Annotated in this window: 20 protein-coding genes and 1 pseudogene; 4 read left to right on the forward strand and 17 right to left on the reverse strand. The window is 32.0% G+C overall.

Annotation, left to right across the window (positions count from 1 at the left end):
* Positions 1 to 13 precede the first annotated feature (13 nt).
* From AC3WSK_RS01845 to AC3WSK_RS01880, 8 genes are all read right to left on the reverse strand, one after another.
* On the reverse strand, positions 14 to 1,303 hold the full coding sequence (locus AC3WSK_RS01845) for a condensation domain-containing protein (protein ID WP_427482050.1): 1,290 nt from the start codon (positions 1,301 to 1,303) through the stop codon (positions 14 to 16).
* A gap of 35 nt (positions 1,304 to 1,338) precedes the next feature.
* Positions 1,339 to 2,232 (reverse strand): aldo/keto reductase, encoded by an 894-nt coding sequence (locus AC3WSK_RS01850; protein ID WP_492411588.1) that lies wholly within the window; start codon positions 2,230 to 2,232, stop codon positions 1,339 to 1,341.
* A complete protein-coding gene (locus AC3WSK_RS01855; protein ID WP_427482046.1) occupies positions 2,222 to 3,382 on the reverse strand; it encodes a MupA/Atu3671 family FMN-dependent luciferase-like monooxygenase in 1,161 nt (386 codons plus the stop codon). The genes AC3WSK_RS01850 and AC3WSK_RS01855 overlap by 11 nt, the downstream gene beginning before the upstream one ends.
* A gap of 1 nt (position 3,383) precedes the next feature.
* Positions 3,384 to 6,422, reverse strand: coding sequence for a beta-ketoacyl synthase N-terminal-like domain-containing protein (locus AC3WSK_RS01860; protein WP_427482044.1), 3,039 nt, complete (start codon positions 6,420 to 6,422; stop codon positions 3,384 to 3,386).
* Positions 6,419 to 8,170, reverse strand: a complete 1,752-nt coding sequence (locus AC3WSK_RS01865) for a non-ribosomal peptide synthetase (RefSeq protein ID WP_427482042.1) — start codon at positions 8,168 to 8,170, stop codon at positions 6,419 to 6,421. Before AC3WSK_RS01865 ends, AC3WSK_RS01860 begins: the two co-directional genes overlap by 4 nt.
* Positions 8,171 to 8,187: 17 nt before the next feature.
* Positions 8,188 to 11,550, reverse strand: coding sequence for an AMP-binding protein (locus AC3WSK_RS01870; RefSeq protein ID WP_427482040.1), 3,363 nt, complete (start codon positions 11,548 to 11,550; stop codon positions 8,188 to 8,190).
* Between the two features lie 174 nt (positions 11,551 to 11,724).
* On the reverse strand, positions 11,725 to 12,987 hold the full coding sequence (locus tag AC3WSK_RS01875) for an MFS transporter (protein ID WP_427482038.1): 1,263 nt from the start codon (positions 12,985 to 12,987) through the stop codon (positions 11,725 to 11,727).
* Complete coding sequence (locus AC3WSK_RS01880) at positions 12,987 to 14,123, reverse strand: aminotransferase class I/II-fold pyridoxal phosphate-dependent enzyme (RefSeq protein ID WP_427482036.1); 1,137 nt, start codon at positions 14,121 to 14,123, stop codon at positions 12,987 to 12,989. Before AC3WSK_RS01880 ends, AC3WSK_RS01875 begins: the two co-directional genes overlap by 1 nt.
* 635 nt (positions 14,124 to 14,758) lie before the next feature.
* Here AC3WSK_RS01880 and AC3WSK_RS01885 point away from each other — a divergent pair.
* A complete protein-coding gene (locus AC3WSK_RS01885) occupies positions 14,759 to 15,697 on the forward strand; it encodes a hydroxymethylglutaryl-CoA lyase-like TIM-barrel protein (protein WP_427482034.1) in 939 nt (312 codons plus the stop codon).
* Between the two features lie 232 nt (positions 15,698 to 15,929).
* Here AC3WSK_RS01885 and AC3WSK_RS01890 read toward each other — a convergent pair whose 3' ends face one another.
* The 5 genes and pseudogenes from AC3WSK_RS01890 to typA all read right to left on the reverse strand — a co-directional run bounded on the left by AC3WSK_RS01890 (position 15,930) and on the right by typA (position 20,065).
* Positions 15,930 to 16,061 (reverse strand): hypothetical protein, encoded by a 132-nt coding sequence (locus AC3WSK_RS01890; protein WP_492411592.1) that lies wholly within the window; start codon positions 16,059 to 16,061, stop codon positions 15,930 to 15,932.
* 83 nt (positions 16,062 to 16,144) lie between these two features.
* The gene (locus AC3WSK_RS01895; RefSeq protein ID WP_492411594.1) at positions 16,145 to 16,576 is read right to left on the reverse strand and encodes a hypothetical protein; all 432 of its coding nucleotides are present in this window, start codon (positions 16,574 to 16,576) and stop codon (positions 16,145 to 16,147) included.
* A 431-nt stretch (positions 16,577 to 17,007) separates the two neighbouring features.
* A pseudogene (locus tag AC3WSK_RS01900) lies at positions 17,008 to 17,547 on the reverse strand (ABC transporter substrate-binding protein); the annotation flags it as partial.
* Positions 17,548 to 17,791: 244 nt separating this feature from the next.
* Entirely contained in the window at positions 17,792 to 18,190 is a 399-nt protein-coding gene (locus tag AC3WSK_RS01905; RefSeq protein WP_079559724.1) for a YlaH-like family protein, read from the reverse strand.
* A 30-nt stretch (positions 18,191 to 18,220) separates the two neighbouring features.
* Entirely contained in the window at positions 18,221 to 20,065 is a 1,845-nt protein-coding gene (gene typA / locus AC3WSK_RS01910) for a translational GTPase TypA (RefSeq protein WP_079559723.1), read from the reverse strand.
* A gap of 138 nt (positions 20,066 to 20,203) precedes the next feature.
* On the opposite strand from typA, the gene AC3WSK_RS01915 reads away from it, so the two are divergent.
* Entirely contained in the window at positions 20,204 to 20,389 is a 186-nt protein-coding gene (locus AC3WSK_RS01915; RefSeq protein ID WP_079559722.1) for a DUF5325 family protein, read from the forward strand.
* A 57-nt stretch (positions 20,390 to 20,446) separates the two neighbouring features.
* On the opposite strand, the gene AC3WSK_RS01920 is transcribed toward AC3WSK_RS01915, so the two are convergent.
* Together AC3WSK_RS01920 and AC3WSK_RS01925 are read right to left on the reverse strand one after the other, a co-directional pair.
* A complete protein-coding gene (locus AC3WSK_RS01920) occupies positions 20,447 to 21,241 on the reverse strand; it encodes an inositol monophosphatase family protein (RefSeq protein ID WP_079559721.1) in 795 nt (264 codons plus the stop codon).
* A 228-nt stretch (positions 21,242 to 21,469) separates the two neighbouring features.
* Positions 21,470 to 21,667, reverse strand: a complete 198-nt coding sequence (locus AC3WSK_RS01925) for a YkzI domain-containing protein (protein WP_079559720.1) — start codon at positions 21,665 to 21,667, stop codon at positions 21,470 to 21,472.
* A 120-nt stretch (positions 21,668 to 21,787) separates the two neighbouring features.
* On the opposite strand from AC3WSK_RS01925, the gene AC3WSK_RS01930 reads away from it, so the two are divergent.
* Positions 21,788 to 22,414: a YktB family protein gene (locus tag AC3WSK_RS01930; protein ID WP_427482027.1), complete on the forward strand. Its 627-nt coding sequence runs from the start codon at positions 21,788 to 21,790 to the stop codon at positions 22,412 to 22,414.
* Between the two features lie 427 nt (positions 22,415 to 22,841).
* Here AC3WSK_RS01930 and AC3WSK_RS01935 read toward each other — a convergent pair whose 3' ends face one another.
* Together AC3WSK_RS01935 and AC3WSK_RS01940 are read right to left on the reverse strand one after the other, a co-directional pair.
* Positions 22,842 to 23,129 carry a UPF0223 family protein gene (locus AC3WSK_RS01935; protein ID WP_079559718.1) on the reverse strand — a complete coding sequence of 96 codons (288 nt, stop codon included), beginning with the start codon at positions 23,127 to 23,129 and terminating at the stop codon, positions 22,842 to 22,844.
* Between the two features lie 252 nt (positions 23,130 to 23,381).
* A complete protein-coding gene (locus AC3WSK_RS01940) occupies positions 23,382 to 24,338 on the reverse strand; it encodes an NAD(P)H-dependent flavin oxidoreductase (RefSeq protein WP_427482025.1) in 957 nt (318 codons plus the stop codon).
* Between the two features lie 152 nt (positions 24,339 to 24,490).
* On the opposite strand from AC3WSK_RS01940, the gene AC3WSK_RS01945 reads away from it, so the two are divergent.
* Entirely contained in the window at positions 24,491 to 25,960 is a 1,470-nt protein-coding gene (locus AC3WSK_RS01945; protein WP_079559716.1) for an aminotransferase class I/II-fold pyridoxal phosphate-dependent enzyme, read from the forward strand.
* Positions 25,961 to 25,981 lie beyond the last annotated feature (21 nt).

The following is a 25,981-nucleotide window of genomic DNA, read 5'->3' on the forward strand; positions in this document are numbered from 1 at the left end:
TTTAATCTTCTCCCTATAACTGACGTATTAATTTAATTATATTAGCCATTAAATTTTGAACTTCTTCTTCTTCGTAATAATTTTTATAATTTATATTTAAAGAGAACTCATTTTTACTAAAGTGATAATAAATAGCCATCTCTTCATCTAAATCATTTGAATTGATTTTAAAATATTCACATTCTAAATCTCCTAGGCAAAATCTATGGGGTGGAGTATTATCTTCAAAAACTAAAATTTTGTATCCTTTACTATTTGAAGAATCTCTACTGGCTTTTATGATTTGTTCGTAGGGGACACTTTGATTTTTTAAAGCTTTTGTTATATTAGGCTTATTTTTTATAATGAATTCTTCAATTGAAGTCTTTTGATTTGAAAATAAAGTTCTTATTATTATTGTATTAATGAAGCACCCGATTACATCATTAGAAGGTCCTCCCTCTCTTCTGGATACAGGTGTCCCGATACTTAATTCATGTAGGTGAGGGCTTTTCAGATAAAATGCATATTGGATAACACTAACCATAAATTGAAAAAGAGTTAATTTATTTTTTTGACAAAAATTTAATATGGTTTCCCTTTCTCTTATAGTAAAAAAATATGTTTCAACTGAACTTCCAAGTGGAGTTTCATTACTATGTTTTAAAGGGAGTTTTAAATTCTGTTGATCTTTTAAATAATTGTTCCAAAAAATTAATTTCTGAGTAAATAACTCACTTTTAAATTTCTGCTGTTCGTTAAACGCATATTCATAATACTGGTATTTCAAATGAGGTAATTGCTTAATATCAATGTTTAAAGTATTCTGCTCGTAAAAGTGTTTCAGCTCATTAAAAAAAACTTGAAAAGACCAACCATCGGAAATGTAGTGATGGAGTGATAAAAGAAGTATATGAGAATTTTCACCTTTCTTAATAAGCAATATATTAGCTAAGGGGCTATCTTCAAATTTAAGATTACTCCTGAAATCATTAATAACATTATTTAAATTATCATCCTTTGATAGGTCTACTGTATTTATAATGAATTTTTTATATGGTTTAATTATTTGCTCGGGTCTTCCTTTAACTGTCTTTACTGAGGTCCTTAGCATGTCTTGTCTTTTAAAAATAATATTAATACTTTGATTTAGAGCATTAAAATCTAAAATTCCGTTTAACTTAACCAAGCAAGTATTAAAATTCAAATTTTTCTTATTATTATTGAGCAAGTTAATAAACCAAAATCTCTTTTGTGAAGGTGAAATAAATTTTTTCTTCTCTTCTACTAATAACTTTTTTACTAGTTCTTCTCGTTGGTTCATTTAAAACACCTCAATCTGGATTATAAAATTATTAATTAACTTAGCCAATATAGAGAAATTTTATTTAATATCTCCATTTCATCATTATCTAATTCCCATACGGCTAACTGTTTATAACTATTTATATGCTCACTTTTTTTTGTTCCAACAATAGGAACAATTCCTTTTTGCATAATCCATTTTAGTGCGACTTGTTCAATTGATTTAACATTATGTTTTTTCCTTATGTTTTCCATTAAATCAAGTAGTGGTTCAACTTGCGTGATATGCTTCAAGGAAATATTCTTTCGACTTTTTTCTAGTGGACGACTATTTCTATAACCACTTAGCAATCCCCTTGCTAAAGGGCTATAGGCATATAATTTTATTCCATTAATATTTGCTGCTTCTCTCATTCCTTCTGCATCAGCATGGGGATTGACTAAATTGAATTGAATTTGATTGGAATAAAGTTCCAATCCGTGATCTTTAAGTTTCTCATGTGCTCTCAACATTTCTTCTGTATTACAATTAGAGATACCGATATGTTCGATTAAACCTTCTTCTTTTAAACACACACACTTTTCCACCCAATTCTCAATAGGGAATGGTGGTAATGGACGATGTATTTGTAATAAAAAAATTTTATTCAATCCTAAATCAAATATGTGCCTTTTAACAACCGATTTAAATATCTTTGGATTATATCTCCATGGATAAGGCATGATCTTGCTTGCTATTTTAACTTCGTTTTGAACATTATGTCTTTCTATTAATTCTCCTAAAATACGCTTTCCATCTCTATAACCAATTGCAGTATCAAAAGATAGAAATCCTTGTTGAATTGCCTTTAGAAACATTTCATCTAAATTTTCTTTATTGAAATTTATTCCATAATTCCACTTCTTGTTCCCCCATGCCCATGTGCCAATCATAATTTCAGAATTCATTATTTACCTCTTGTTTCAATTCATTCAATATTTCTAATGAGTCTAACACTTTATTATTTGGCATTCCAAAATCTATCAAACTAGCTATTTCTGTTACTCCAATTCCTCTAAGTTCTTCAAGTAGTGGTAAACATTTTTCTTTTGATCCTAAAAGAGTTCGATCATTAAAATATCGCTCAAAAGCAAAAATTGCCAAAGAATCCTCATCATGATCAGAAAATCCAAGTGTGTCTACTTTAATTTCTTTTCCCAATAACTCATGTCTATATTGTTCCATGTGTACCTTTAAATATTTGATAAACGAATCTCTAATTTCAGTTTTCACAACTTCGTTACTTCTTCCTAAATAGGTGTGAATCATAACGGTAATTTCTTTATTATCATCATGTCCATATTCTAAAAGCTTACTTTTATATGCCTTAATGTTATTAGCTAATTCTTCTATTGTTTGTTGCCCTAAAAGAGCGGTAAGTACATTTTTCCCAAGCTCACCTGCCCTTTCCCAAGTCTTAATATTATTTGAACTTGTAATCCAAATCGGAAGTTCTTTTTGTATAGGTTCTGGATAGATTTTTAAATTTTCCGTTGTATTATTTACCCCCGTTATTTTCAGTCTATTTCCAGACCACAAACCTTCAAGAGTTTCTAAGCGTTCAAATAATACCTCTCTTCTATTTACATATGTAGAGGGGCTATAGACAAAATCACTTGGGTGCCAACCTGGTGCCACACCCAATCCGATTCTTCCATTTGAAATATTATCAACCATTGACCAACTTTCAGCAGTTTCAAGTGGATTGTGAATAGGCAATACGGTGCTTCCCGTTCTTATATTAATGTTATCTGTTATTGCTGCAATAGAAGCAGCAATAACAGCAGGGTTTGGATATAAACCTCCAAATTTATCAAAATGTCTTTCTGGTGTCCAAATCGAACTAAAACCATTTTGATCAGCATATTTAACACTTTCAAATAATAAATCATAGCTCTCTTGTTTACTTTTTATTCCTACAGCTGAAAAAGAGAAAAGACCAAATTTCAGAGTCTTAGTTTTTTTATTTTTCAAATTATTTTCAAGATACTTTTCGTATAATTTTTGACGTTCTTCACTCAATTTAATAACTTCATTATCTATTTGTGATTTCATCATTCTACCTCAATTCCTGTAAAATTTTATTAACTTCTTCATCTGATAATGAGTTTATTCTCTCAAGAACTTCCGATTTCATTTTTTCTTCTGGATCATCCTCAGATATTTCTTCTAAAGAATTTAATTCTTGGTAAACTAAATCAGAGATATATTCTACTGATGCATCTTCCAACATATCGTCGATAGAAATAGAGACAGAAAATTTCTCTCGAATTGAAGAAACAATCTGAGTAGCCATTAGAGAATGCCCCCCCAAGTCAAACAAATCATCTTTTACATTTATCTCCTCAAAACCTGTGGCTTTTTTCCATATAGAAAGCAACTCTTCTTTAATTTGCTCTCTGTCATAATATTTGTTTTCTTTAGGAGAATCCTCTCGGTCTTTTTTTTCTTCTTTCTTTTCTACTTCTACGGAAGAAGGTAAAGGAATTTCAACATGCTTTTGTTTCACCCCAGCTTTTTCATCAATCCAATAAACAGTTTTACTGAAAGGATAAGTTGGTGCAGGAATTCTCATTACCTGTTGGTTTTTCCAAAACTCTTTCCAATTTATATCAATGTTATTGCTCCATAAGCAACCCAATGTTGTTAAAAATGTTGAATAATCAAGTATTGCATTTCCATTTAATATACTTAGAACATTTTTAAAATTATACTGTTTTAATGCTGTTTCTATAAGCTCATCATGACCTATTATTACAATAAAATCTTCCTCATTAATATCTTCTTTTAGGCTACTTAAAGCACTATTATATTTAGTTTGAATTTCATTCGTAGAATAAGAGGTATACCCTATTTCATTAATTAAAGGAATTGCTTCATCTTTTTCACAATAAACCTTTTGATTTTCAGTAATATAATTATTAATTTCTAAATCATTAAGAGTCGAATAGTTAAATAATTTTTCACATTTAATATTTACTTTTGATAATTCTCTTTCAATATCATTAATGCTATTAATATCTCCCTTTAAAATATGAAGAGAATCCGAATAAGAGGTTAGAATTTTTACCGAGTCATCTATATATTCAGATATTAATTCGAGTGTTGAATTAACTTTTAATACAATTTTATTAGGATCTTGTTCAATAAAGTTTGATCTTAATTTAATTAATTCAACTGCTTTCTTAAATTCAATTCTACCTGATACAGTGCCAGCGACATATTCACCTATACCAAAACCTAATACAGATTTAGGTAGTATATTTAGATTAATTAAAAATTCGGCTAAACTAAACTCGATTAAAAATAAACATAATTCAGAATTCTTGTTATCATTAATTTTTTGTTTTACTTGCAGACTTGTATCTTCGAATTTTATAACATCGTTTAGTAAATCTAATTCAATAATTTCGTTTATTTTATTATTATTATTTTCTAAAATATTTTTAAAATGTGAGTTATTTTGATACAACTTTTTAGCCATATCAATATACTGGGAACCATTCCCACCAAAAATAAAAGTCAATTCCGAATTTTTATTTGTATTTTGTTTCTCAATCTTATTAGTAGATAATTGTTGAATCAAGTTATTGTAATCACTAAAAACGCAAGTAAATCTTTTATCAAATTGATTACGACCAACTTGTAAAGTATAAGTTAAATCAGTCAAAGGAGTATCTGGTTTGTCAATCAAGAATTGCAACAGATTCTTTTTATATCGATTTAATGCTTCTTCATTTTTGGAAGATAGAATTAAAAGATTATTTTCCTTTGTTAGTGATTCAATAGGTTGGGCAGGAGCCTCTTCTAAAATCATAAAAGCATCATTTCCTCCCATTCCTATGGAATTAATTGCAGCTCTTCTTGGCTGGTCATTTTCAATTTCCCAGTCAAGTATTTCTTTATTAATATAAAAAGGGCTTTCTTCTAAATTAATCTTTTCGTTTGGACTCTCGAAATTGGAATTTGCCGGTATTTTTTTATTTTTTAAAGCCATTACAATTTTAATAAGTCCAGCAACCCCTGCTGCTGCATCAAGATGCCCAATATTTGTTTTTACAGAACCTAAAGAACAATAGTTCTTTTCATTGGAAGATTTATTAAATCCATTAGTTAGTGCTGAAAACTCTATAGGATCGCCTAGTTGTGTTGCTGTTCCATGAGCTTCAACATATTGAATGCTTTCTGGACTAATTCCTGTCAACGAGAATGTATCATTAATAACTCTAGCCTGTCCTTGTATACTAGGAGCACTAAAACCAGGTTTATCAGATCCATCATTTCCAACATTTGATCCTTTAATTACTGCATGAATAGTATCATTATCTTTAATAGCATCTTCAAGTCTTTTTAATACAACTACTCCAGTACCGCTTCCAACTACACTACCGTTTGCTCTTTTATCAAATGCATAACAGTGACCATTCTTTGAAGAAGTACCCCCAGGTGTATATTTATAACCTTTTTCTAATGGCATACGAATAGAGGATCCTCCGGCCAATGCCATATCACAATCACCAATTAATAGGTGCTGACATGCTAAATGAATAGCAAATAATGAACTAGAACAAGCAGTTTGAACAACTATACTTGGGCCTTTAAAATTCAATTTATAAGAAACTCGAGAAGTTAAGTAATCTTTATCGTTTCCAATCATCACTTGTTGTTCACCCAAGAAATTTAATAAATCTCGTTCTTTTATTAAATTTTGTAGGATATAGGTATTCATTGTACTGCCACCAAAAACTCCAATTCTATTAATAGTATTAGATTCAGTTGAATACCCGGCGTTTTCAAATGCTCCCCATGCAACTTCTAAAAATTTTCGCTGTTGTGGATCCATAATTTCTGCTTCCCTAGGCGTATATCCGAAAAATTCAGCATCAAATTCTTTTGCACCTTCTAGCATCGTTCCCGCTTTAACATAATTAGGATCTTTTAAGGATTTTTCATTAACTCCTTGACTGATTAAATATTCATCCGAAAATTCTCTAATACTCTCTTTTTTATTAGAAATATTTTCCCAATATTGCGCTACATCAATTGCATCTGGAAAAATACCAGCTAAACCTATAATTGCGATATCATTATTACTCATAATTGTTTCCTCCGCTCTCTAATTTCTTGCATAATATTATGCTTATCTTTTAAGCTTTTATCTTTAATAATTGGTCGCTCTCCATTTTCAAGAAAATTGCGAAATTTTAGTATACTAAAATACTCAAAAATATCCATTATTTTAAATTTACGATTAAATTCTTGCTCTAATACTTCTAATAATTTATATGCATTCAACGAATGTCCACCAACTTCAAAAAAATTAGTGTCTATGGATTCCACTTTTCCTTCTCCAATTATCGCCTCCCAACATTGTAGAATACGCTTTTCTGTCTTATTTTTAGTTATAGAAGAAGAAATTAATAATATTTTTTCTTCTTCCGAATAACTCTGTAATTTCTTTTTATCTGTTTTACCGTTTATATTTTTTGGAATTTCCGGAATTTGTACTAAAAATCCGGGAATCATATAACTAGGTAATTGATTATTTAATTCTTTAAATATTACATTTCTTACCGAATGGATCTCTTTCTCTAAAACTAAATAGGCCACCAATTTATGTTCATAAATAACTACACTTTGTTTCACAAAAGAAAGTTGATTTAATATACTCTCAATTTCTTTCAGTTCCACTCTATATCCCCTGATTTTAACCTGCTCATCTTTCCTTCCTATAAATACTAGTTCTCTTTTTTCATTATAAATAGCTAAATCTCCAGTTCTATAGTAAACTGATTTATTCCCCTCAAAGTTAAGCGTTATAAAACTTTTTCTAGTTAAATCAGGTTCGTTTATATATCCATTAGTGACACCGGGTCCCCCAATATATATTTCTCCTTCTACTCCTTCAGGTAATAAGTTTAAATTTTCATCTAACAAAATAACGTTGTTATTACCCGATGGCGTACCAATTGGCACGGGAGCTTTAATATCATTTCTATTAACTGTTTTCCAATCAACTTTGTACATTAAAGCGTTAATACTAGTTTCAGATGGTCCATATCCATTAAATATTGATACATCATCTCTTAAAAATTTTTTAGCTTTCTGTACTAAGGAATAATCAAGAGCTTCACCACCCAAACAAATTAAACGAAGTGATGGTAAATTTACTTCCTGATTTAAAAGTTCTCGAAACATTGTTGGAGTTGTATATAGCATATTTACATTTTCCAAATTAATTTTAGAAACAGCATTGAAAGGATTATATTTTTCCTCATTTGTACTTAGTATTAATTTCCCTCCGTTTAATAAGACATTAAATAACTCTTTTAACCCAAAATCAAAGTTTAAAGATAGATGTTGAAAACTAATAGTCTTATCAGATAGTTCAAAAAATTTATCTAACCATTTAAATAGGTGCATTAAGTTATAGTTACTAACTCGAATTCCCTTTGGACTACCAGTGCTACCAGAAGTATAGACTGCATAGACAAAATTATCTTGGGTATCCTCAACGTCTCTTATGGTAGTATCTAACAGCTCTGTTTTCTCTAATCCAATTGGTATTATTGTTTTATCTATACTTTGTGTAATCATTTCATTGTCTTTATCTATTAAAACTATATTTTTAATTAGACTAATATCTACAAATTTTTTTAGGAATTTTTCTTCTGTAAGGATTGTATCGATCTCACAATCCTTAATAATTTTGATAATATTCCTATTACTATATTCTATATTTAAAGGAACTATAATATCTCCTGACAAAATAATCCCACACAAACATTCTAAAAAATGTAGCTTATTCTCTACAAAAACACCAATATGCTTTTGATTTCCTTCCAAAACATTTCCCTCCTCTCTTATAGTTTTTTCAATATTGATGCTAATTTTTTTGCCCTTTCATATAAGAATTCATATGATATTTCTTTTGTATTAAAACTAGCAGCTATATTGTTGGCGTTTTTTTCGAATTGATTAATTAGCTCTTTTTTAATAGTAGTATTACTTTCAAAACTATCCTTCTTTAAAAGAATCTCTGAGTTATCTTCCAATAAACTAAAGTTAGATATACTTTTTTCTTCATTATGAATTAATTTATTAAACAATATCAAAAAGTGATTAATAAATTTTTTTATTTTATCAGTCTCATATAAACAATTATTATATTTTAGCCAAATAAAATAGTGATCTGTATCTTGTTCAATTAGAAAATCAATATTGTAGATTGATTCCTTTTCCAATTCTTCTCTTCTTATTAACTTAAGTTGAGTATTTCCTATTTCAAATGTATTATTTAAATTCAATCGATTTAAATTTTTTAATTTCGGTAAATCTCTGTAAGTAAATAAGATGTTTGTCTCAAAAGCTTTATTATTGTTAATTAAATAGTTATTATATGCACTGCCTTGATTAGCACTGAATTCACTAATCATTCTTAAATATTCATTATTTACTCCAGCAATAATATCTAAAAAATTCATTTCATTTTTTAATTCAAAATTTATAGGGATAGTTTTTACAAAATTGCCTTGGCTTCTATAACTTTTTGGGCTAACTCTTCCATGATAAGGAATAGCTAAACTGATGTCTTTTTGGTGAGTATAACGATTTAAAAGAATAATAAATACACTTAAAAAAACAATATTCTCTGATACATTATTTTGAAGGCAAAAATTTTTGATTCGTTTACTCATATTGGAATCAAGAATATTTTTCTCCAACATAAAGTTAAAAGTATTTTCATTATTATTACGTTCAATGTCTAATTTTAAAGGCTTTATCTTATTAAAATAATTCCTGAAGAATTTTTCTTTATCGGAATCAATATGATCAATACCTTTACTTTCATTTACATAAAATTCATCTATACCAAAATCTAAACTTTCTTCTTTTCGTTCATAGATTTCTTTTATTTCGCTATATAATAGAGACAATGACCAAAAATCTGTGATTATATGATGTATTCTAAATAATAAATAATTATTTTTATCAGTCTTGATATAAATAACCTTTAGTAAAGGTGGTTTATTTAAATCAATGCGAGTATTAACTTCTTTTTTTAGGAATTTTTCAAATTCTATTTCATTATTAACATTTACGTCTACAATTTGAAAATTTATTTTTTCTTTTATATATCCATGTATATTAGATTGTCCGCTATGATAGCCTGATCTTAACATAGGGTGTCTCATTATTAATCTATTAATTGCATCTTCAAGAGCTAATTTGTTTAAATTCTTTACAATAAATAATGAATTTAATGAGTAATAAGAGTTCTTTTTAACTTCACTTTGAAACCATATACTTTCTAAATTCTTTGCTAACCTAAATTTCTCTGGAACTTTATAAAAATTAGAATTTTCTCCTTTCAGGTCAAGTAAATCATTCAGAGTAATATTTAAGATTTTTGTAGAATCTAGTTCTTTGGACCAGTTCATATAAATATATTCTGCCAATTGTGCAAGTTTAATTGAATTAAGGCCGTAAGACACTAAAGGTTCTGATAAATCTATTTTTTCAATAGGATAATCCAACAGTTCCGAAACAAAATCATTCAGATTTTGTTTAATATTATGAGATGCGTGAATAATGCCCTCGTATAAATAGTTAATTTTGTCTTCCTCAAACAACTGTTTAATAGCTTTTCTTTTTATTTTTCCACTTGAAGTTTTTAATAATGAATTTTTCCTTACTAATAAAATTTTATTTATATCTATTCCGTATTTATTATTAATGGTTTCTCTAATTTTATTAGTAAATTCATCGAAATTTTCTTTGTCTTTCTTTAAAACCTCTTGAATGAAAACTACTTTTTCTTCTCCATGAGAAGTAATAGAAAAACAAACATTTCTATAATTCTTCAACTCTGTTATAGTTTGAGTAACTTGTTTTTCTATGTCTTCTGGATAATAATTAACCCCATGAAGAATAATCATATCCTTTTTTCTACCAGTGATATATAACTGTTTTTTGTAAAAAAAGCCCATATCCCCCGTTTTGAAAAATCCATCAATCCACATATCTTTATCTTTATAATTAATATAACCATTAAATACATTGTTACCTTTAATAACAATTTCACCTAATTCAAGTTCTTCCAAAAAGTCATTATTAGGATTAATTATCTTGGTTTCTATTTTTGGTATCCCTGCTGAAACAAATTTTGTATTTTGGATTGTGTTGGAGCTAGATATCTTTAGTGATTCATTTTTTAAAGACGAGGTTAACACATTAATAATATTCGGGTTTTCCTTTGGTTCTATCCCACTAATGAATAGAGTTGCTTCTGCCATACCATAGCATGGCATCCAAGAATTATAAGTAAATCCCGTCTCTTTAAACTTCTCATTAAACTCTTTAATAACCAAATCATCAATTGGTTCTGAGCCATTTATCGCTATTTTCCAAGAAGATAAATTTACATTTTTTAAATCCTCTTGACTGATCTTTTCGATACACCATTTATAACCAAAGTTAGGAGACGCACTAATTACTCCCTTATATGTACTTATTGCATTTAACCATCTTATAGGCTTTCTGAGGAAATGAGATGGGGTCATTACAACACATTTTTCACCACAATACATAGCAAAAAATAAACTTCCCATTAATCCCATATCATGGTGGATCGGTAGCCAAGTTACAATCGTTCCAATATTACCCTTAAGATGTTCTTCTAAATTAATATTATTAAAGTTAATGTTTTCGTTGCTAATTATTACCCCCTTAGGTCGGGAAGTGGAGCCTGAAGTATATTGGATTACAGCAGTAGTTGAACTATCTTCATTTATAAATAAATCACTAGTATTTTCTATTTTCAAATCATTAAAAACGATGATTTCTTTTTCGAATTCCATACTAATCTGTTGTGAATCAGAATGAGAATTGACAACTATTAAACTAATTTCCGTGTCTTGTAAAATAGAGTTTATTTTCTCGTTAAAAGTTATTTCACCTGGGGTATTGCAAGGTATTACAATCATTTCGGCTATTAAAATTCCATAAATTAATTCTATTGTTTCTATACTTGAAGGCATAGCTATTAATATTTTATCGCCCTTTTTGTATTTAGTTTGTAAATATCTAGCTATATCTTTAGCTTTAGTATAAAGTTCTGAATATGTAATAATATTTTCTTTACTCTCTCCATCTTCTAAAAAAATATATGCAACATGATCTGCCTGAGTTTCAGCTCTTTTTTTTAAAATTTGAACTAATTTCAAACCATTCTCCTCCTATGTAAAGAATATGCCAACTAAATTAACAGTTGGCATATTGATACAATTTACTTCTCATTTTGCTCAGCAAAAGCTTTTTTTAATTCTTTTACTGTATCTTCTGATAATAACCCAACGATCGGAGAAATCATTTGTCTCACCTCCTTTCAAAAGACTCTTTTAATTTACATTTCTTTCAATAGACATTTCATCAGGTATTTTATTTATTTCAGTATTTTCTGAACTTAAAGTTTTCATTATAAAAAGACATGCAAGTGTAGCAGCAACAATAGGTAAGAATAATGTAATTTCAAACCACTCTTTAGCAAAATAACCTGCAATAAGTGATCCCACAGGCATTCCTAAACCTATAGCCGTACCGTTAATAGCAAAAGCACGACCATACCATATAGGATCAGTAACCCGTTGTCTAAGAGAATTTAAACTTACATCTACTAACCCTTGAGTTCCTCCAATAAACATAAGGCTCAATATTAATAGATATATATTTGCAGAGAAAGCTAAAAGTAGAAAACCAATTAAACTAATTCCCATACCAGTTAATAGATATCTTTTTTCTTTCCCTTTTGTATTTACTTTTCCAAAAAAATAATTGGAAAGAAGAGCTGCCACTCCCTCTATTGCCCAAAGTAATCCTATATAGAACTCATTTCCATCTAAATGGTTATACACAATTAAGGGTAGTAAAATTGTTAAACTTCCAAAAGTTATTACATAAATAGGAACATTTAAAGATAGAGACTTTAATGTTTTATTATGTTTAAACACATAAGTAATACCTTGTAATGTTTCATCAAAGATTGTTTTGATGTTCGAAGCTGTATCTTTACTTGAATTAGTGCTTGGTATATCTTTCTTAACAAAAATAATTGCAAAGAAATAAAACATTGCAACAATACCCATGGCCACTTCTGGTAATAAAGAAGCAAAAAGAGTTCCGACTAAAAGTTGTCCAAAAACTACAGACACTTCTTGATTGACCCCATCTAAACCATTCGCTTTATCCCAATACTTTTCTGGAATTAAAATTGGAAAAAGAGTAGCTACAGCAGTTAAAGCAACTGGTCTAGTTAGACCTGTGAATATTATCAATCCAATAAAGAGAAATTTAGGCAAAACATCAAAGTTGTTAAGGATAGGAATCAATAAAATTCCTATTCCTGTCAAAAATAGTGATAGTTTAATAATGAAAGATTTATTATATCTGTCAATAATTGTTCCAGTAAAAGGACCCATTAATATACTAAAAATACCACTGAAAAACACAGCTGTCCCAGCTAAAGCGGAGGAACCAAATACCTTTAGAGTAAATACAACTATTGCTGTACTAAACATCCAAGCTCCTGCCCTCAGCAAAAAGTTAATTATAAATAAGCTAGAAATACCTTTAACTTTAAATACATCCATATATGTTGTTTTCACTAGTAACACTCTCCAATAAGTTTAGCTGCCAATCGTAAATTTTCTTTTGTATCAAGTAAGGAAATTCTCACATATCTTTCTCCTTGAGAACCAAATCCACCACCCGGAAATACACCTATTTTCTTCTCATATAGTAAGTGTCTAAAAAATTGATACGAGTCAGTAAAATTCTTGGGAATCTCAATCCAACAATAAAAAGTTGATTTAGGGGCAAGAACCTCTTTGTTGCAAAAATTATCTAGAAAAATATTCCTTCTCTCTTCATAACATTTTGCAATTTTCTTTTTGTATTCTTCTCCCTCTTGAATCCCTATTATTGCAGCTTCTTGAATAGCGCCATATACACCTGTATAAAAGTTACACAATATTTTTTCAATACCAGAAATAATTTCTTTATTTCCTACTACAGCGGCAATTCTCATTCCAGCCATGTTATAGGATTTAGAAAAAGTATAGAGTTCAACCCCCACATTTTTACTACTGTTATAACTAAGAAAACTACGTGGAGTTATTTCATCAAAACCTATTTCTCCATAAGCAAAATCATGTAATATATAAAAATTATTTTTTAGGGCAAGACTAATAATTTCCTCAAAGACATAATCATTTGCAACTGCTCCAGTTGGATTGTTTGGATAGTTTAAATAAATCATTCTGGCTGACTCATAAATTTCAATTGGCAAATCAGAATAGCGCGGTAGGAAGAAATTTTCTTTCTTTAAAGGAAGAAAATCAATACTAACTTTTAAAGAATTAAGAACAGGTAATATATCGGGATAGTACGGATCCGGAATTATAACCCTATCGTGGTAATTTAAAATCGTAGTCGCAATCATCGAAAGAGCCGTTTTCCCTCCAGGAACAATTACAACTTCATCCATATCTAAATGAACATTAAACTTACTCTTATATAAATTAATTAATTCAAGTTTTAAGGCCTCACTTCCGGTAAAAGAAGGATATCCAGAATAAACTCCGGATTCAATAGTTCGGCTCATATGGTTTGTAATAAATGATGGAGTTTTCATATCAGGATTACCTTGTCCTAAATTAATACAGTTCTCTATATTATTAATTTCTTTCATAATCTTGGATATGTAATGTTCAGGTAATTCTTCAACAAATTTAGACAGCATTCTTTGCCCTCCTCTCTTTTTGAAAATGTATTCTTTATTAAGTAACAGTAATTTAAATTATTTTTATGTATCTTTCTAACTTAATTAGATTTTTTTATTACACAAAGCCCCAAAATTTCGGTCAACTTTTAGAAAATTTATCCTTTTTTTAAAAATTACCAATATTTCAATTATTTGTCAATTATTTTTTAACTAGATTTTTTATTACATAAAACCCTAAAATTTTAGTCAACTTTTTAGAAAATTTATCTTTTTTAAAAATTACCAATATTTTAATTATTTGTCAATTATTCTTTAACTATATTTTTTTATTACACAAAACCTTAAAATTTCGGTCAACTTTTTAGAAAATTTATCCTTTTTTAAAAATTACCAATATTTTAATTATTTGTCAATTATTTTTTAAGTGATTTTTGACTTTTTCAGATTCCTTAATACCCCTTTATTTTACATGTAATAATTTAGGAAAATTTACGTTTTTTAATAAATATCAATATTCTGATTATTTGTCAATGGTAGATTTAAGTTTTCGAATATTCAAATATATCATTGACTTTTACTTTATATAAGTATTATTGTTAATATAAATATACAAATTTTGTAATTATTTTTATTAATTGAGGGGAGGACTCTATATGCTACTCGATTGCACTCTTAGAGATGGTGGTTATTATACTGACTGGGAATTTTCAGAAGAATTGGTAGATGATTATCTTAATACTATTTCTAGTTTACCGCTTATAAATTATATAGAAATTGGTTATCTCAGAAATTTACCTGATAAGGATTATGGGGACTTTTATTATTTACCATTAGAAACCATTCGTAAAATACGGAATAATTTAAATAAAAGCAAAAAAATAGCAGTTATGATTAATGCTAAAGAATATAAAAATATTAATCATATAAATGACTTATTATATAGCTGTAAAAATTATGTCGATTTAATACGGATTGCAGTATCGCCACAAAATATAAATCATGGAATAGAATTAGCAAGAAAAATTAAAGATATTGGATTTGAAGTTGCTTTGAATATAATGTACTTGTCACAAATAACCCTTTACGAATTAGAAAATATAATTTGTGAAGTAGCTAATGATTCTGCTAACGTTGATTTTATTTATTTAGTCGATTCATTTGGCTCCTGTTATCCTGATGAAGTTACTGAAAAAATCAATAAGGTTAAAAGTTATTGCAATATACCAATAGGTTTTCATGGTCATGATAATCTATCTTTGGCCTTTAGTAATTCAATTTCAGCTTGTAAAAGCGGAGCAGATATTATTGATTCTACTATTACTGGAATTGGACGTGGAGCTGGAAATCTTGCAACTGAACTTTATTGTACTTATGAGATACATAAAAGAGATTTAGCATATGACTTCTCAAAAATTGAAGATCTTGTAGAAAAATTTATAGAGTTAAAAAAAATTTATGACTGGGGAACCTCATTACCTTATATTATTTCTGGTTTAAACAATATCCCTCAATCAAAAATCATGGACCTATCTCATAAAGAATATAAAATTAATGATTTATTAAGTTATTTACAAAACAAAGTATCTGATTGATCTTAAGGATAATTTTTAAGACTTATTATAAAACGACGTATATTTGCCATAGTAAATAATTATCCAATACCTATATATCTATTGATAACAAAACTTAGTACTGCTGATATTAAATCAGCAGTTTTTTTTATGCCTGCTTTAACAGAAAAACCCCATACATTTTGAACAGAATTAATCAAAATGCATGAGATAAGGTTTTCGTGTTTTAAAAATGTTTCTTATAAAGGGCGTACTACACCTTGTGAAAGGCCCTCGTCCAAGATACTTGTTCTGCTTCGCGAAGAAGCTCAGGAAGCCCCTCCGCTGTTTCAACTAATCGTAATTGTTTAAATGCTTGTTGAATATCTACCACACTTTTACTCATTTATTTGCCTCCCATACGGTGAATGTACTTTTGTAAGTCCCTTGTTTGTACTGCTATTGTTACAGGCTGTTTAGGTTCTACCTCTACAGCTGCTTCAATTCCCGGTTCTGTTTTCGTACGCTTAAAATAAGCGACAACGTCCGAAATTCATTAGCACTATACAATTTTTCTTGAATACATTTTTCTACTGCTCTAGAAATCCATTCTGGACTTTCTGTTGCGATTTTTTTGAAAAGTAACAGCTGGTCACGTCGATAGCGACCGTATGTATAACAAACATCTTGAATATATTGCTCTGCGCCTTCATATGGAAATAAAATGAGCAATGGCTGGTCATCCACTGCTTCATATTCTCGTGGCTCATCTATCTTTTCAATTTGATAAAGTTCGCGCATTTTATTTACATATCGCCGAACAGTACTTTCTCCGACTTTAATGTTAGAAAAATTCTCTAGCAGCCAATCGTAGATTTGGGCACCACTTAAGCTTGGATATTCACGTAACCAATTAATCAATCCTGATAAGAATCTAACTTCTTTTTCCGTCCTGTATGACTAAACCCATCCATAGCTTTGTCAAATGACATATCTAAATATTTGTACACAGTATTGCGTGAAATTTTAAGTCTGGGCAATTCTAAATTTCCGTTCACGTAATTGATGTATTTCAATATATAACATAAGCTTTGCCTCCATTAGTACACCCTCCTATAAACTGATATTTCCAGTTCACAAAAACCTATTAATGTGGTGAAAAAGTGATTAAATGGAAACCGATGCTCTCTTAAATGAGGAATACAGATGGTTCTTCCAAAGTAAATTTCTTTTTTTCGTCATCCTGTTTGACATTAAATCCTCTACCATATGTTGTGATGCGTTATGAAATAGGTTCTACTCAATTCTGTAACATCGTCACTCAATATATAGTAGTGTTTTTTGCACCCTTAAGCAAACGCTGTAGAAATATTTGCAAAATCAATGTTTTGAATGAGTTTTAAATCATTGGTAGGGTCAATGCCATGCTTTTTCAGTACGAACTCACCAGCCATCTGTGGCATTCCACCTTTACGCTGCCCTAAAAATGTAGATCCCTTCAATTGATCCCATGAAAAATTATCCATCTTTTCGCGTGCAACTAAAAATGTACCATCTGTTTGTGTTAACTGCGCAAAGTTTTGAATCGGGTCATTAGAGCCTTGGAGCGTTACATATATAGAAGTTTCCGATCCAACTAAGGCGATATCAATCCCATCAGATAGTAACGCCGTCATTGTCTTATCGCCACCCGCAATTGTTTGTAGCTCAACGGAAAGCCCTTCATCCTTGAAGAAGCCTTTTTCAAGTGCTACATACTGCGGCGCATAGAAAATTGAGCGCGTCACTTCTCCAACTTTGACTTTTTCTAGCTCCGTTTTATTACACGCTGTTAAAGAAAGGAGTAATAAAGCAATAACACTAAATAGTAAACTTTTTTTAAGCCAACGCATTCCATTTCCTCCTTAATTGATGAAATAAGCCTATCGACATTAACTTATTCACACTAGAAGATTTCGGTGCCAATCAATTTAGGTTTGAGAGACACAATCGATAGAAATTGGGTTCCGTAGCCAAACGTTTATATGTAGATGGCTTAAAACGATAAAATAAAACAGCCTTAGCAAATTAATGCTAAGGCTGTTTTATTACTTAAAAACTCAATACAAGTTTCACGGTATAGGAGCCAAGCTACTCTCATTGATTGGCAGCTTGTTGCTCTTCTCTTTTTTCACGCCACATACGTGTTTTATATACAATTAAAATTAACGCCGCTACGATGAGACCCTCAATCATAGGTAGGAATAACGCGAAAAATGTCAACATAATACATCCCAGGAATAGGAACGCATAAATGACAATATTTTGAGATAGCTTTAACTTCTTTGCAAAGCCTAATTTATAGACAATTGCAGAAAGTACAAATACAAGAAGAAATACAACGAAGCCTGCAATGTCATAGCTCGGTAAATTTTCATATAAAAATCTTGTTATACCTGCCATTCTCTCATAAACCTTTGTTGTTTCCTCTGAATTTGTTGATGCAGCAACTTGAATAACATTTAGTTCACCCAATAAAGCGGACTTTATATCCAAGACTCCTCTTCCTTTCATGTCAGCGGAAAATTATTGTTCTGCGTTACGTAATTTTTTCGCTGCTTTCTCACGTTCGTTTTTATCTAGAATTTGTTTACGAAGGCGAATAGATTCTGGTGTGATTTCTAAGTACTCGTCATCACCTAAGTATTCAAGCGCTTCTTCTAGTGATAAAATACGTGGCTTTTTAATAACATTCGTTTGGTCTTTGTTTGCTGAACGGATGTTTGTTTTTTGTTTCATTTTTGTGATGTTTACAGTGATATCAGCGTCACGAGTATTTTCTCCAACGATCATACCTTCGTAAATATCTGTACCTGGCTCCAAGAACAGTGTACCACGGTCTTCAATTTGCATCATACCATAAGTTGTTGATTTACCAGTTTCCATTGAAACTAGTACACCTTGGTGACGGCCACCAATTTTTCCTGGTACTAATGGTTGATAGCAATCGAACGTATGGTTGATAATACCGAAACCTTTTGTCATCGACATGAATTCAGTTGTATAACCGATTAATCCACGAGCTGGTACTAAGAACGTTAAACGAACTTGACCACTGCCGTTGTTCACCATATCAAGCATTTCACCTTTACGTGTACCAATTGATTCGATAATTGAACCAACATTTTCTTCAGGCACATCGATTTGAACGCGTTCGAAAGGTTCACATTTCACGCCGTCGATTTCACGCACGATTACTTGTGGTTTTGACACTTGTAATTCGAAGCCTTCACGACGCATGTTTTCGATAAGGATAGATAAGTGAAGCTCCCCACGACCTGAAACTGTCCAAGCATCTGGAGAATCAGTATCTTCAACACGTAAAGATACGTCTGTTTGTAATTGAGCACGTAAACGCTCTTCTACTTTACGAGAAGTAACCCATTTCCCTTCACGACCTGCGAATGGAGAATTGTTTACTAAGAAAGTCATTTGTAAAGTTGGCTCATCAATACGTAATGGCGTTAGCGCGTCTGGATGCTCAACAGGGCAAACTGTTTCACCAACGTTGATGTCTTCCATACCTGAAACGGCGATTAAGTCACCAGCTTTTGCTGTCTCAACTTCTTCACGTTTTAAGCCGAAGAAACCAAAGATTTTCGTTACACGGAAGTTTTTCACTGTTCCGTCTAACTTCATAAGAGATACTTGTTGACCTACAGAAATTGTTCCGCGGAATACGCGACCAATACCGATACGTCCAACGAAGTCATTATAGTCAAGTAAAGCTACTTGGAATTGTAATGGCTCTTCTGAATTATCAATTGGTGCTGGGATAGCTTCGATAATTTTCTCAAATAGACATTTCATATCCGCTTCTTGCTTAGATGGATCAGCATCTAAAGAAGCTGTACCATTTACACCTGAAGCATAGACAACAGGGAATTCTAATTGATCTTCATCTGCACCTAGTTCAATGAATAATTCAAGTACTTCATCTACTACTTCTAGTGGACGAGCTGAATCTTTGTCTACTTTATTAACAACAACGATTGGTGTTAAACGTTGTTCTAATGCTTTTTTCAACACAAAACGTGTTTGTGGCATACAACCCTCATACGCATCGACAACTAGTACAACGCCATCTACCATTTTTAAAATACGTTCTACCTCACCACCGAAGTCAGCGTGTCCAGGCGTATCAAGGATGTTGATACGAGTTCCTTCATAGTTTACTGCTGTATTTTTAGCTAAAATCGTAATACCACGTTCGCGTTCAATATCGTTAGAGTCCATTGCACGTTCTTCAACACGTTCGTTTGAACGGAATGTACCTGATTGTTTTAGTAATTGGTCGACTAAAGTAGTTTTACCATGGTCAACGTGTGCGATAATTGCGATATTGCGAAGATCTTGACGTAAGTTTGTCATTATTCCACTCCATATTCTTTTTTCGAATGTTTAACTGTGATATTATAGCACAAGAAGGATAGAAATGTCCTTATTAGAATTTTCCTCATTCTAAAAAATATATTTGATTTACAAATTTTTAATATAGGAGGCTCGGCTATGAATCGTGCAAAATTCGTAATGGCCATTTACGCATTAGCTGCTGTTTTAGCAATGTGTTCTATCGGGTATTCAGTAGCAATTAGCAGTGTATTAGGTATAATAGCAGGCATTGTGGCTACTTGTGTCATTTTCATGACAGCCTTTAAAATGAAACGTAAACTACGTGAGCAAGGTTTACTATAATAAATGTTGATTGCTTAAGTAAGAAGGAGCCTGTCTAAAAAATAGACGGCTCCTTTTTTATTCATAAGGCACAATATAATTTTCTAATAGCTCTTTGTGTATAGAAGGATTGGCAATGATAAAAGTATCCTGATGTAAAAAGTCAAAGCCCTCTCCATGTAAATTAGTGGTGATGGCACCAACTTCCTTAGCGATAATAGTCCCCCCAGCAATATCCCATGGTGATAGTCGCATCGATACATAAGCATCTAATTTACCACTGACAACAAACGCTATTTCCATTGCCGCTGAACCATATGACCGCGTACCACGTACTTTCCGAACCATTTCAATGACTTTTTCATGGTGAATATGTCGATTGGGTGCTACCCAATGAGCGTTTATACCAATGACCGATTCCTCCATTTTGACTGACTGCAACTTACGTAATGGAGAGTCATTGTACCATGCCCCTTGACCTGCAATAGCATAAAATAAATCTTCACGCATGACATCGAATATGTAACCTAGCTTGCCTACCCCATTAACAAAAATACCGATAGAAATCATAAAATGACGATGTTGTTTCACAAAATTCATCGTGCCATCGATCGGATCAATAATCCATACGACACCTTCTAACGACTCTACTTTCTCTCCCATTCCCTCTTCCCCTAAAATTTTGTGGGTTGGATCGAAACTTCGTATTTTTTCGATAAAAAATAATTCTGTTTCACGGTCAATATTTGTAACAAGGTCATTGGCACCTGATTTTGTCTCAATAATTAGATTGTACGAAAAGGCCTCCCGAATACGTCTCCCCGCTTCAACTATAATACTTTTCGCAAACTGATCAATTTGTTGTAAATCCATAAAAACCCACCCTTCGATTATAAGAAAAGGCCTCACACATTTTTTAACTTTCTCACTACTTAAGGCTTGATTTCTCATGACGTTTTGTTAATACGTAGCACCTAGTACTTCTTTGAAATTAAAACTTCCTATTATGATATACTGTCTATTTTACCCTTTATAGCAATAAAAATCACCTGCTGTCGGAATATTCAGCAAGTGATTTTTCAAATCGGTATAAAATTTTGACTACGCATAGACGTGCAAGCTCTCAAGTTCAAGCTGAATTTCAGCCAGACGTTTTTTACTTTTTTCAATTTCAAACTCATTTTTTTCATTCATTGCCGAAAAGAGTGAGGCTAATTCATAATCTAATTCTAATTGTAAAATGTGTTCATATTGCTTTTCAATGTCGACTTTACGTATAATTTTTACGATAGGTTTCATAAAAATCACTTCCTTTTTTTATTTTTTCACAATAACAACTTCGAGAAAGTTCTTGTTATAAGATTTTTTCCCATTTTCGTAATAAAATAAACCTTATAAATCGAAAGGAGTAAATAAAAAATGACGAAAATAAAATGGACGAATAAAGACTTCAATGTTTTTCAAATAGACGGATTAGAACAGAGAATGGATGCCTTAAATGAATGTGTAAGACCAAAATTCCAAACTCTTGGAGAGGATTTCTCTTCCTTCTTTTCGAGTCATCTTGGAGAGGAATTTTATCCTCATGTTGCGAAGCATGCACGTAGAACAGTAAATCCTCCGAATGATAGCTGGGTTGCCTTCGCTCCGTACAAAAGAGGTTATAAATCATTACCTCACTTTCAGATTGGTCTTTGGAGCACACATTTATTCATCGTCTTAGCTATTATTTATGAAGCTCCACAAAAAAATGTGATGGCAGAACGTTTAATCGCCAACAGAGCAATGCTGCAGCAACTTCCTGATGACTTCATTGTCTCTGGGGATCATATGTCACCAGCAGCAATCTCCATGCAAGATGCAAAGGAAGACAAGCTAGATGCATTACTTATTCGTTTACGCGATGTAAAAAAAGGTGAGTTTTTAGTAGGTCGACATATTCCAAAAGATCAAGCGGTCAAGCTGTCAGCTAGTGAACTTCATCAATTAGCAGAAGATACCTTTAACCGTTTACTCCCTATTTATACCATCATTGTTGGAAAATAAAGTTTGAAGGATTGTGCTTTAAGATTTATGGCATAATAACTAAAAAACAATGTTCCATGATAAATATTTATATATTGTGGAAAATTTACGTCATTATCCCTAGCAAATAAAAATTTGTTTGAGGAATACTTTTATGGATTTGAGTTGAGAAAGTTATTATTTTTTCTCTATTTTTCAAGAAATTTAAAAAAGTTTGATTTTGTTTAAGTAGTATATGAAACACGCTTATTTTTACCACTGGGATGGTGTAAAGGGATCGGATAAAAACAAGAACTGAAATTGTTCCGATAAACTATGATGAGTAGCCTGAAACGAAAATCACCCTCTTTTAAAAGCAAATTTTAAAAATTTCACATTATAAAAGCGCAAGAAATCAACGTTTTTAAAATTGATTTCTCGCGCTTTTTAAGGTTTTGACCAGTTTTATTTATCTACGCTGCTTCGGGGCAACTTTAATAATTGTGCCATCCGTTGCGTCTTTTGTTTGTTTCACAACAGGATAACTGACATAGCCACTCGCTTCTTCAAATTCACGGAAAATTGTTTTTTCCTCGGCCTGTGAAGGAACAATTTCTTTAAAACGACGATATTTCGCCATCATCACTTCACGCTTAATTCCTTTTTCATAAGCTTGTTCAATTCCTTCAAAAAATTGGACAACATCAACAATTTCCTCAGTTGACCAATCCGTCGAAAACGGATAAGAGTATTCCATTGGACATAACCACCTTTATGTTATTGACCCGATACAAAAAACATATACATTTCTTAAAAAATGTAGACATCTCTACAGTGACACAACTTATATCTTTTGACTTTCGCTTTTGTGTCTTCCTTATTCTCCGAGCCTAGTTTCGCCTAAGCTACTGCCAATTAGTATGGCTCTCCAAAGGCGATTACAATACGAGATGGCTTGGTTTTCACAATCTCATTAGAACACTGATGTAAATGATTTGTTCGTATGTCGTTAAGCCCATTTTACCCGGATACTCTCTGCTTCTGCAACCATTCGAGTGATCAGCTCCTCGACAGTTGGAATATCATGGATCATTCCTGTAACTTGTCCAGCCCAGCCAATGCCTTCTTCTTTTTCACCCTCATAAATAAAACGTTTATTTGCTTTCCCGCTAATATAATCTTTTAATGCCTCATACGTAGGTGTAGTGCGCTCAATTTCTAAAATCTTTTCCGTAAATTCACTGCGTAACGCTCTTGCTGGTGCACCTATAGAGCGTTTTATAACAGTCGTATCTGCCTCGGTGCTTGCGAGTAATGCTTCTTTATATGCCTCAGAGGCATCAACACATTCCTTTGTCGCAATAAAACGTGTACCCATTTCAATTCCCTCTGCTCCCAGTGCATGAGCTGCTATCCAGCCACGGCCATCACCAATACCACCAGAGGCAATAACAGGTATTTTCACACTATCTACAACTTGTGGCACGAGCACCATTGTCCCTATATCATCGCGTCCAAGATGACCTCCACCCTCTTGTCCAACAACCATAACAGCATCTGCGCCTAGTTCTTCCGCCTTTTGAGCTTGTCTACGTGCAGCAACAAGAACTAATTTTTTAATATCCGTTCCTTCCAAAATATCAAAAATTGGTGCAGGATTCCCGCCAGTCATTGTAACAACGGGTACTTTTTCTTCCACCGCAACGCGCACCATTTCCTCATAACCAGTGCCATACATACCAATTGCAAAATTTACGCCAAACGGTTTATCCGTTAATGTTCGTACTTTATGAATCTCTGCGCGCAATAAGTCAGGATCCCGTAAACTCATCGCTGTTATTTGCCCTAGCCCCCCAGCATTCGACACCGCTGCTGCTAAATCAGCATAGGCTAAATAGGCTAATCCCCCTTGTATTATTGGATATTTAATATTTAAAAGCTCCGTCACACGCGTATTCCAATTCATAGTACCTCCCCTTTCCTACGATAACTAATTTCTCTAAATTATCAAAAAAACCTTTATTTTTTATTTTTTTCTGTAAAGTCTATTTTTTCGTGCAATTAGGTGCTATAATTCTTTTGTTTTGTTAGATATTAAAAAGTGAGGTGGTACCTGCGTTGTCACAACTAGAGACTCCATTGTTCGACGTATTATTAAAACATCGGAACAGACACCCAATTCAATTCCATATTCCAGGCCATAAGAAAGGTCAAGGTATGGATCCTGCGTTTCGGGAATTCGTCGGCGACAACGTTTTATCAATCGATTTAATTAATATTGCTCCACTAGACGATTTACATTCACCAAAGGGCGCCATTAAAGAAGCGCAAGCACTTGCTGCACAAGCCTTTGGTGCTGATCATACATTCTTTTCCGTTCAAGGTACTAGTGGCGCCATTATGGCGATGATTCTGACCGTCGTCGGTCCAGGTGATAAAATTCTAGTACCACGGAATGTTCATAAATCCATTATGTCGGCGATTGTTTTCGCTGGAGCAATCCCGATTTTTATTCATCCTGAAGTAGATAGTGAATACGGTATTTCTCATGGAATATCGCCTGAAGCTGTTGAAAAAGCTTTAAATGCTTATCCAGATACAAAAGCAGTACTTGTAATTAATCCAACGTACTTCGGCTTCTCCGCAGACTTAAAGCGTATTGTAGAAATAGTCCATACACGTAATATTCCGGTAATTGTCGATGAAGCACATGGTGTACACATTAAATTTCATGATGACCTCCCTTACTCCGCAATGGAAGCCGGGGCTGATATGGCTGCAACAAGCGTACACAAACTTGGTGGCTCTATGACTCAAACGTCTATTTTAAATGTTCGTGAAGGTCTTGTTTCTGCCAAACGTGTACAAGCTGTTCTGTCGATGCTAACAACGACATCGACATCTTACCCATTACTTGCTTCTCTTGACACAGCACGACGTCAGCTGGCAATCCATGGTTATGATTTAATTGGTGATGCACTTCGCTTGGCAAAGGATGCGCGTAAACGCATTAACCAAATTCCACATATAAAATGTGCTGGTAAAGAAAAATTAAATTCATCAGCAACTTATGATATGGACCCTTTAAAGCTACTAATAAGTGTTAAAGATTTAGGCATCTCTGGTCATCAAGCTGAAGAATGGCTTCGTCACAACGCAAATATTGAAGTAGAATTATCGGACCTATACAATATTTTATGTTTAGTGACACTAGGTGATACGAAAAAGGAAATTAATCTCCTCATCAATGCTCTTAGTCGTATGTCAAAAGCATTCAATTCAGAAGCTACTATTACTGAGGCAATGGTTAATGTACCGGATATTCCTGCACTTGCCATGTCACCACGCGATGCATTTTATGCAGATACTGAAGTTGTTCCTCTTGAAGAGGCAGATAATTGTATTTGTGCAGAATTCGTTATGGTATATCCCCCAGGTATTCCGATTTTTATTCCCGGGGAAATAATTACACAAGAGAATATTCGTTATATACAAATGAATATTGAAGCTGGTTTACCTGTACAAGGACCAGAAGATACAACATTAAAAACGATTCGCGTCATAAAAGAACGCAAACCTATTATTTAATAGCAAAGCTACCTCTTTCTG

Source organism: Lysinibacillus sp. EB271-A1-10B (assembly GCF_058791335.1).

Coding starts and splice junctions, on each gene's coding strand:
- AC3WSK_RS01845 (WP_427482050.1), bottom strand. CDS start 1,303: ATGAACCAACGAGAAGAACTAGTAAAAAAGTTATTAGTAGAAGAGAAG.
- AC3WSK_RS01850 (WP_492411588.1), bottom strand. CDS start 2,232: ATGAATTCTGAAATTATGATTGGCACATGGGCATGGGGGAACAAGAAG.
- AC3WSK_RS01855 (WP_427482046.1), bottom strand. CDS start 3,382: ATGATGAAATCACAAATAGATAATGAAGTTATTAAATTGAGTGAAGAA.
- AC3WSK_RS01860 (WP_427482044.1), bottom strand. CDS start 6,422: ATGAGTAATAATGATATCGCAATTATAGGTTTAGCTGGTATTTTTCCA.
- AC3WSK_RS01880 (WP_427482036.1), bottom strand. CDS start 14,123: ATGCTGTCTAAATTTGTTGAAGAATTACCTGAACATTACATATCCAAG.
- AC3WSK_RS01885 (WP_427482034.1), top strand. CDS start 14,759: ATGCTACTCGATTGCACTCTTAGAGATGGTGGTTATTATACTGACTGG.
- AC3WSK_RS01890 (WP_492411592.1), bottom strand. CDS start 16,061: ATGAGTAAAAGTGTGGTAGATATTCAACAAGCATTTAAACAATTACGA.
- typA (WP_079559723.1), bottom strand. CDS start 20,065: ATGACAAACTTACGTCAAGATCTTCGCAATATCGCAATTATCGCACAC.
- AC3WSK_RS01915 (WP_079559722.1), top strand. CDS start 20,204: ATGAATCGTGCAAAATTCGTAATGGCCATTTACGCATTAGCTGCTGTT.
- AC3WSK_RS01920 (WP_079559721.1), bottom strand. CDS start 21,241: ATGGATTTACAACAAATTGATCAGTTTGCGAAAAGTATTATAGTTGAA.
- AC3WSK_RS01925 (WP_079559720.1), bottom strand. CDS start 21,667: ATGAAACCTATCGTAAAAATTATACGTAAAGTCGACATTGAAAAGCAA.
- AC3WSK_RS01930 (WP_427482027.1), top strand. CDS start 21,788: ATGACGAAAATAAAATGGACGAATAAAGACTTCAATGTTTTTCAAATA.
- AC3WSK_RS01935 (WP_079559718.1), bottom strand. CDS start 23,129: ATGGAATACTCTTATCCGTTTTCGACGGATTGGTCAACTGAGGAAATT.
- AC3WSK_RS01940 (WP_427482025.1), bottom strand. CDS start 24,338: ATGAATTGGAATACGCGTGTGACGGAGCTTTTAAATATTAAATATCCA.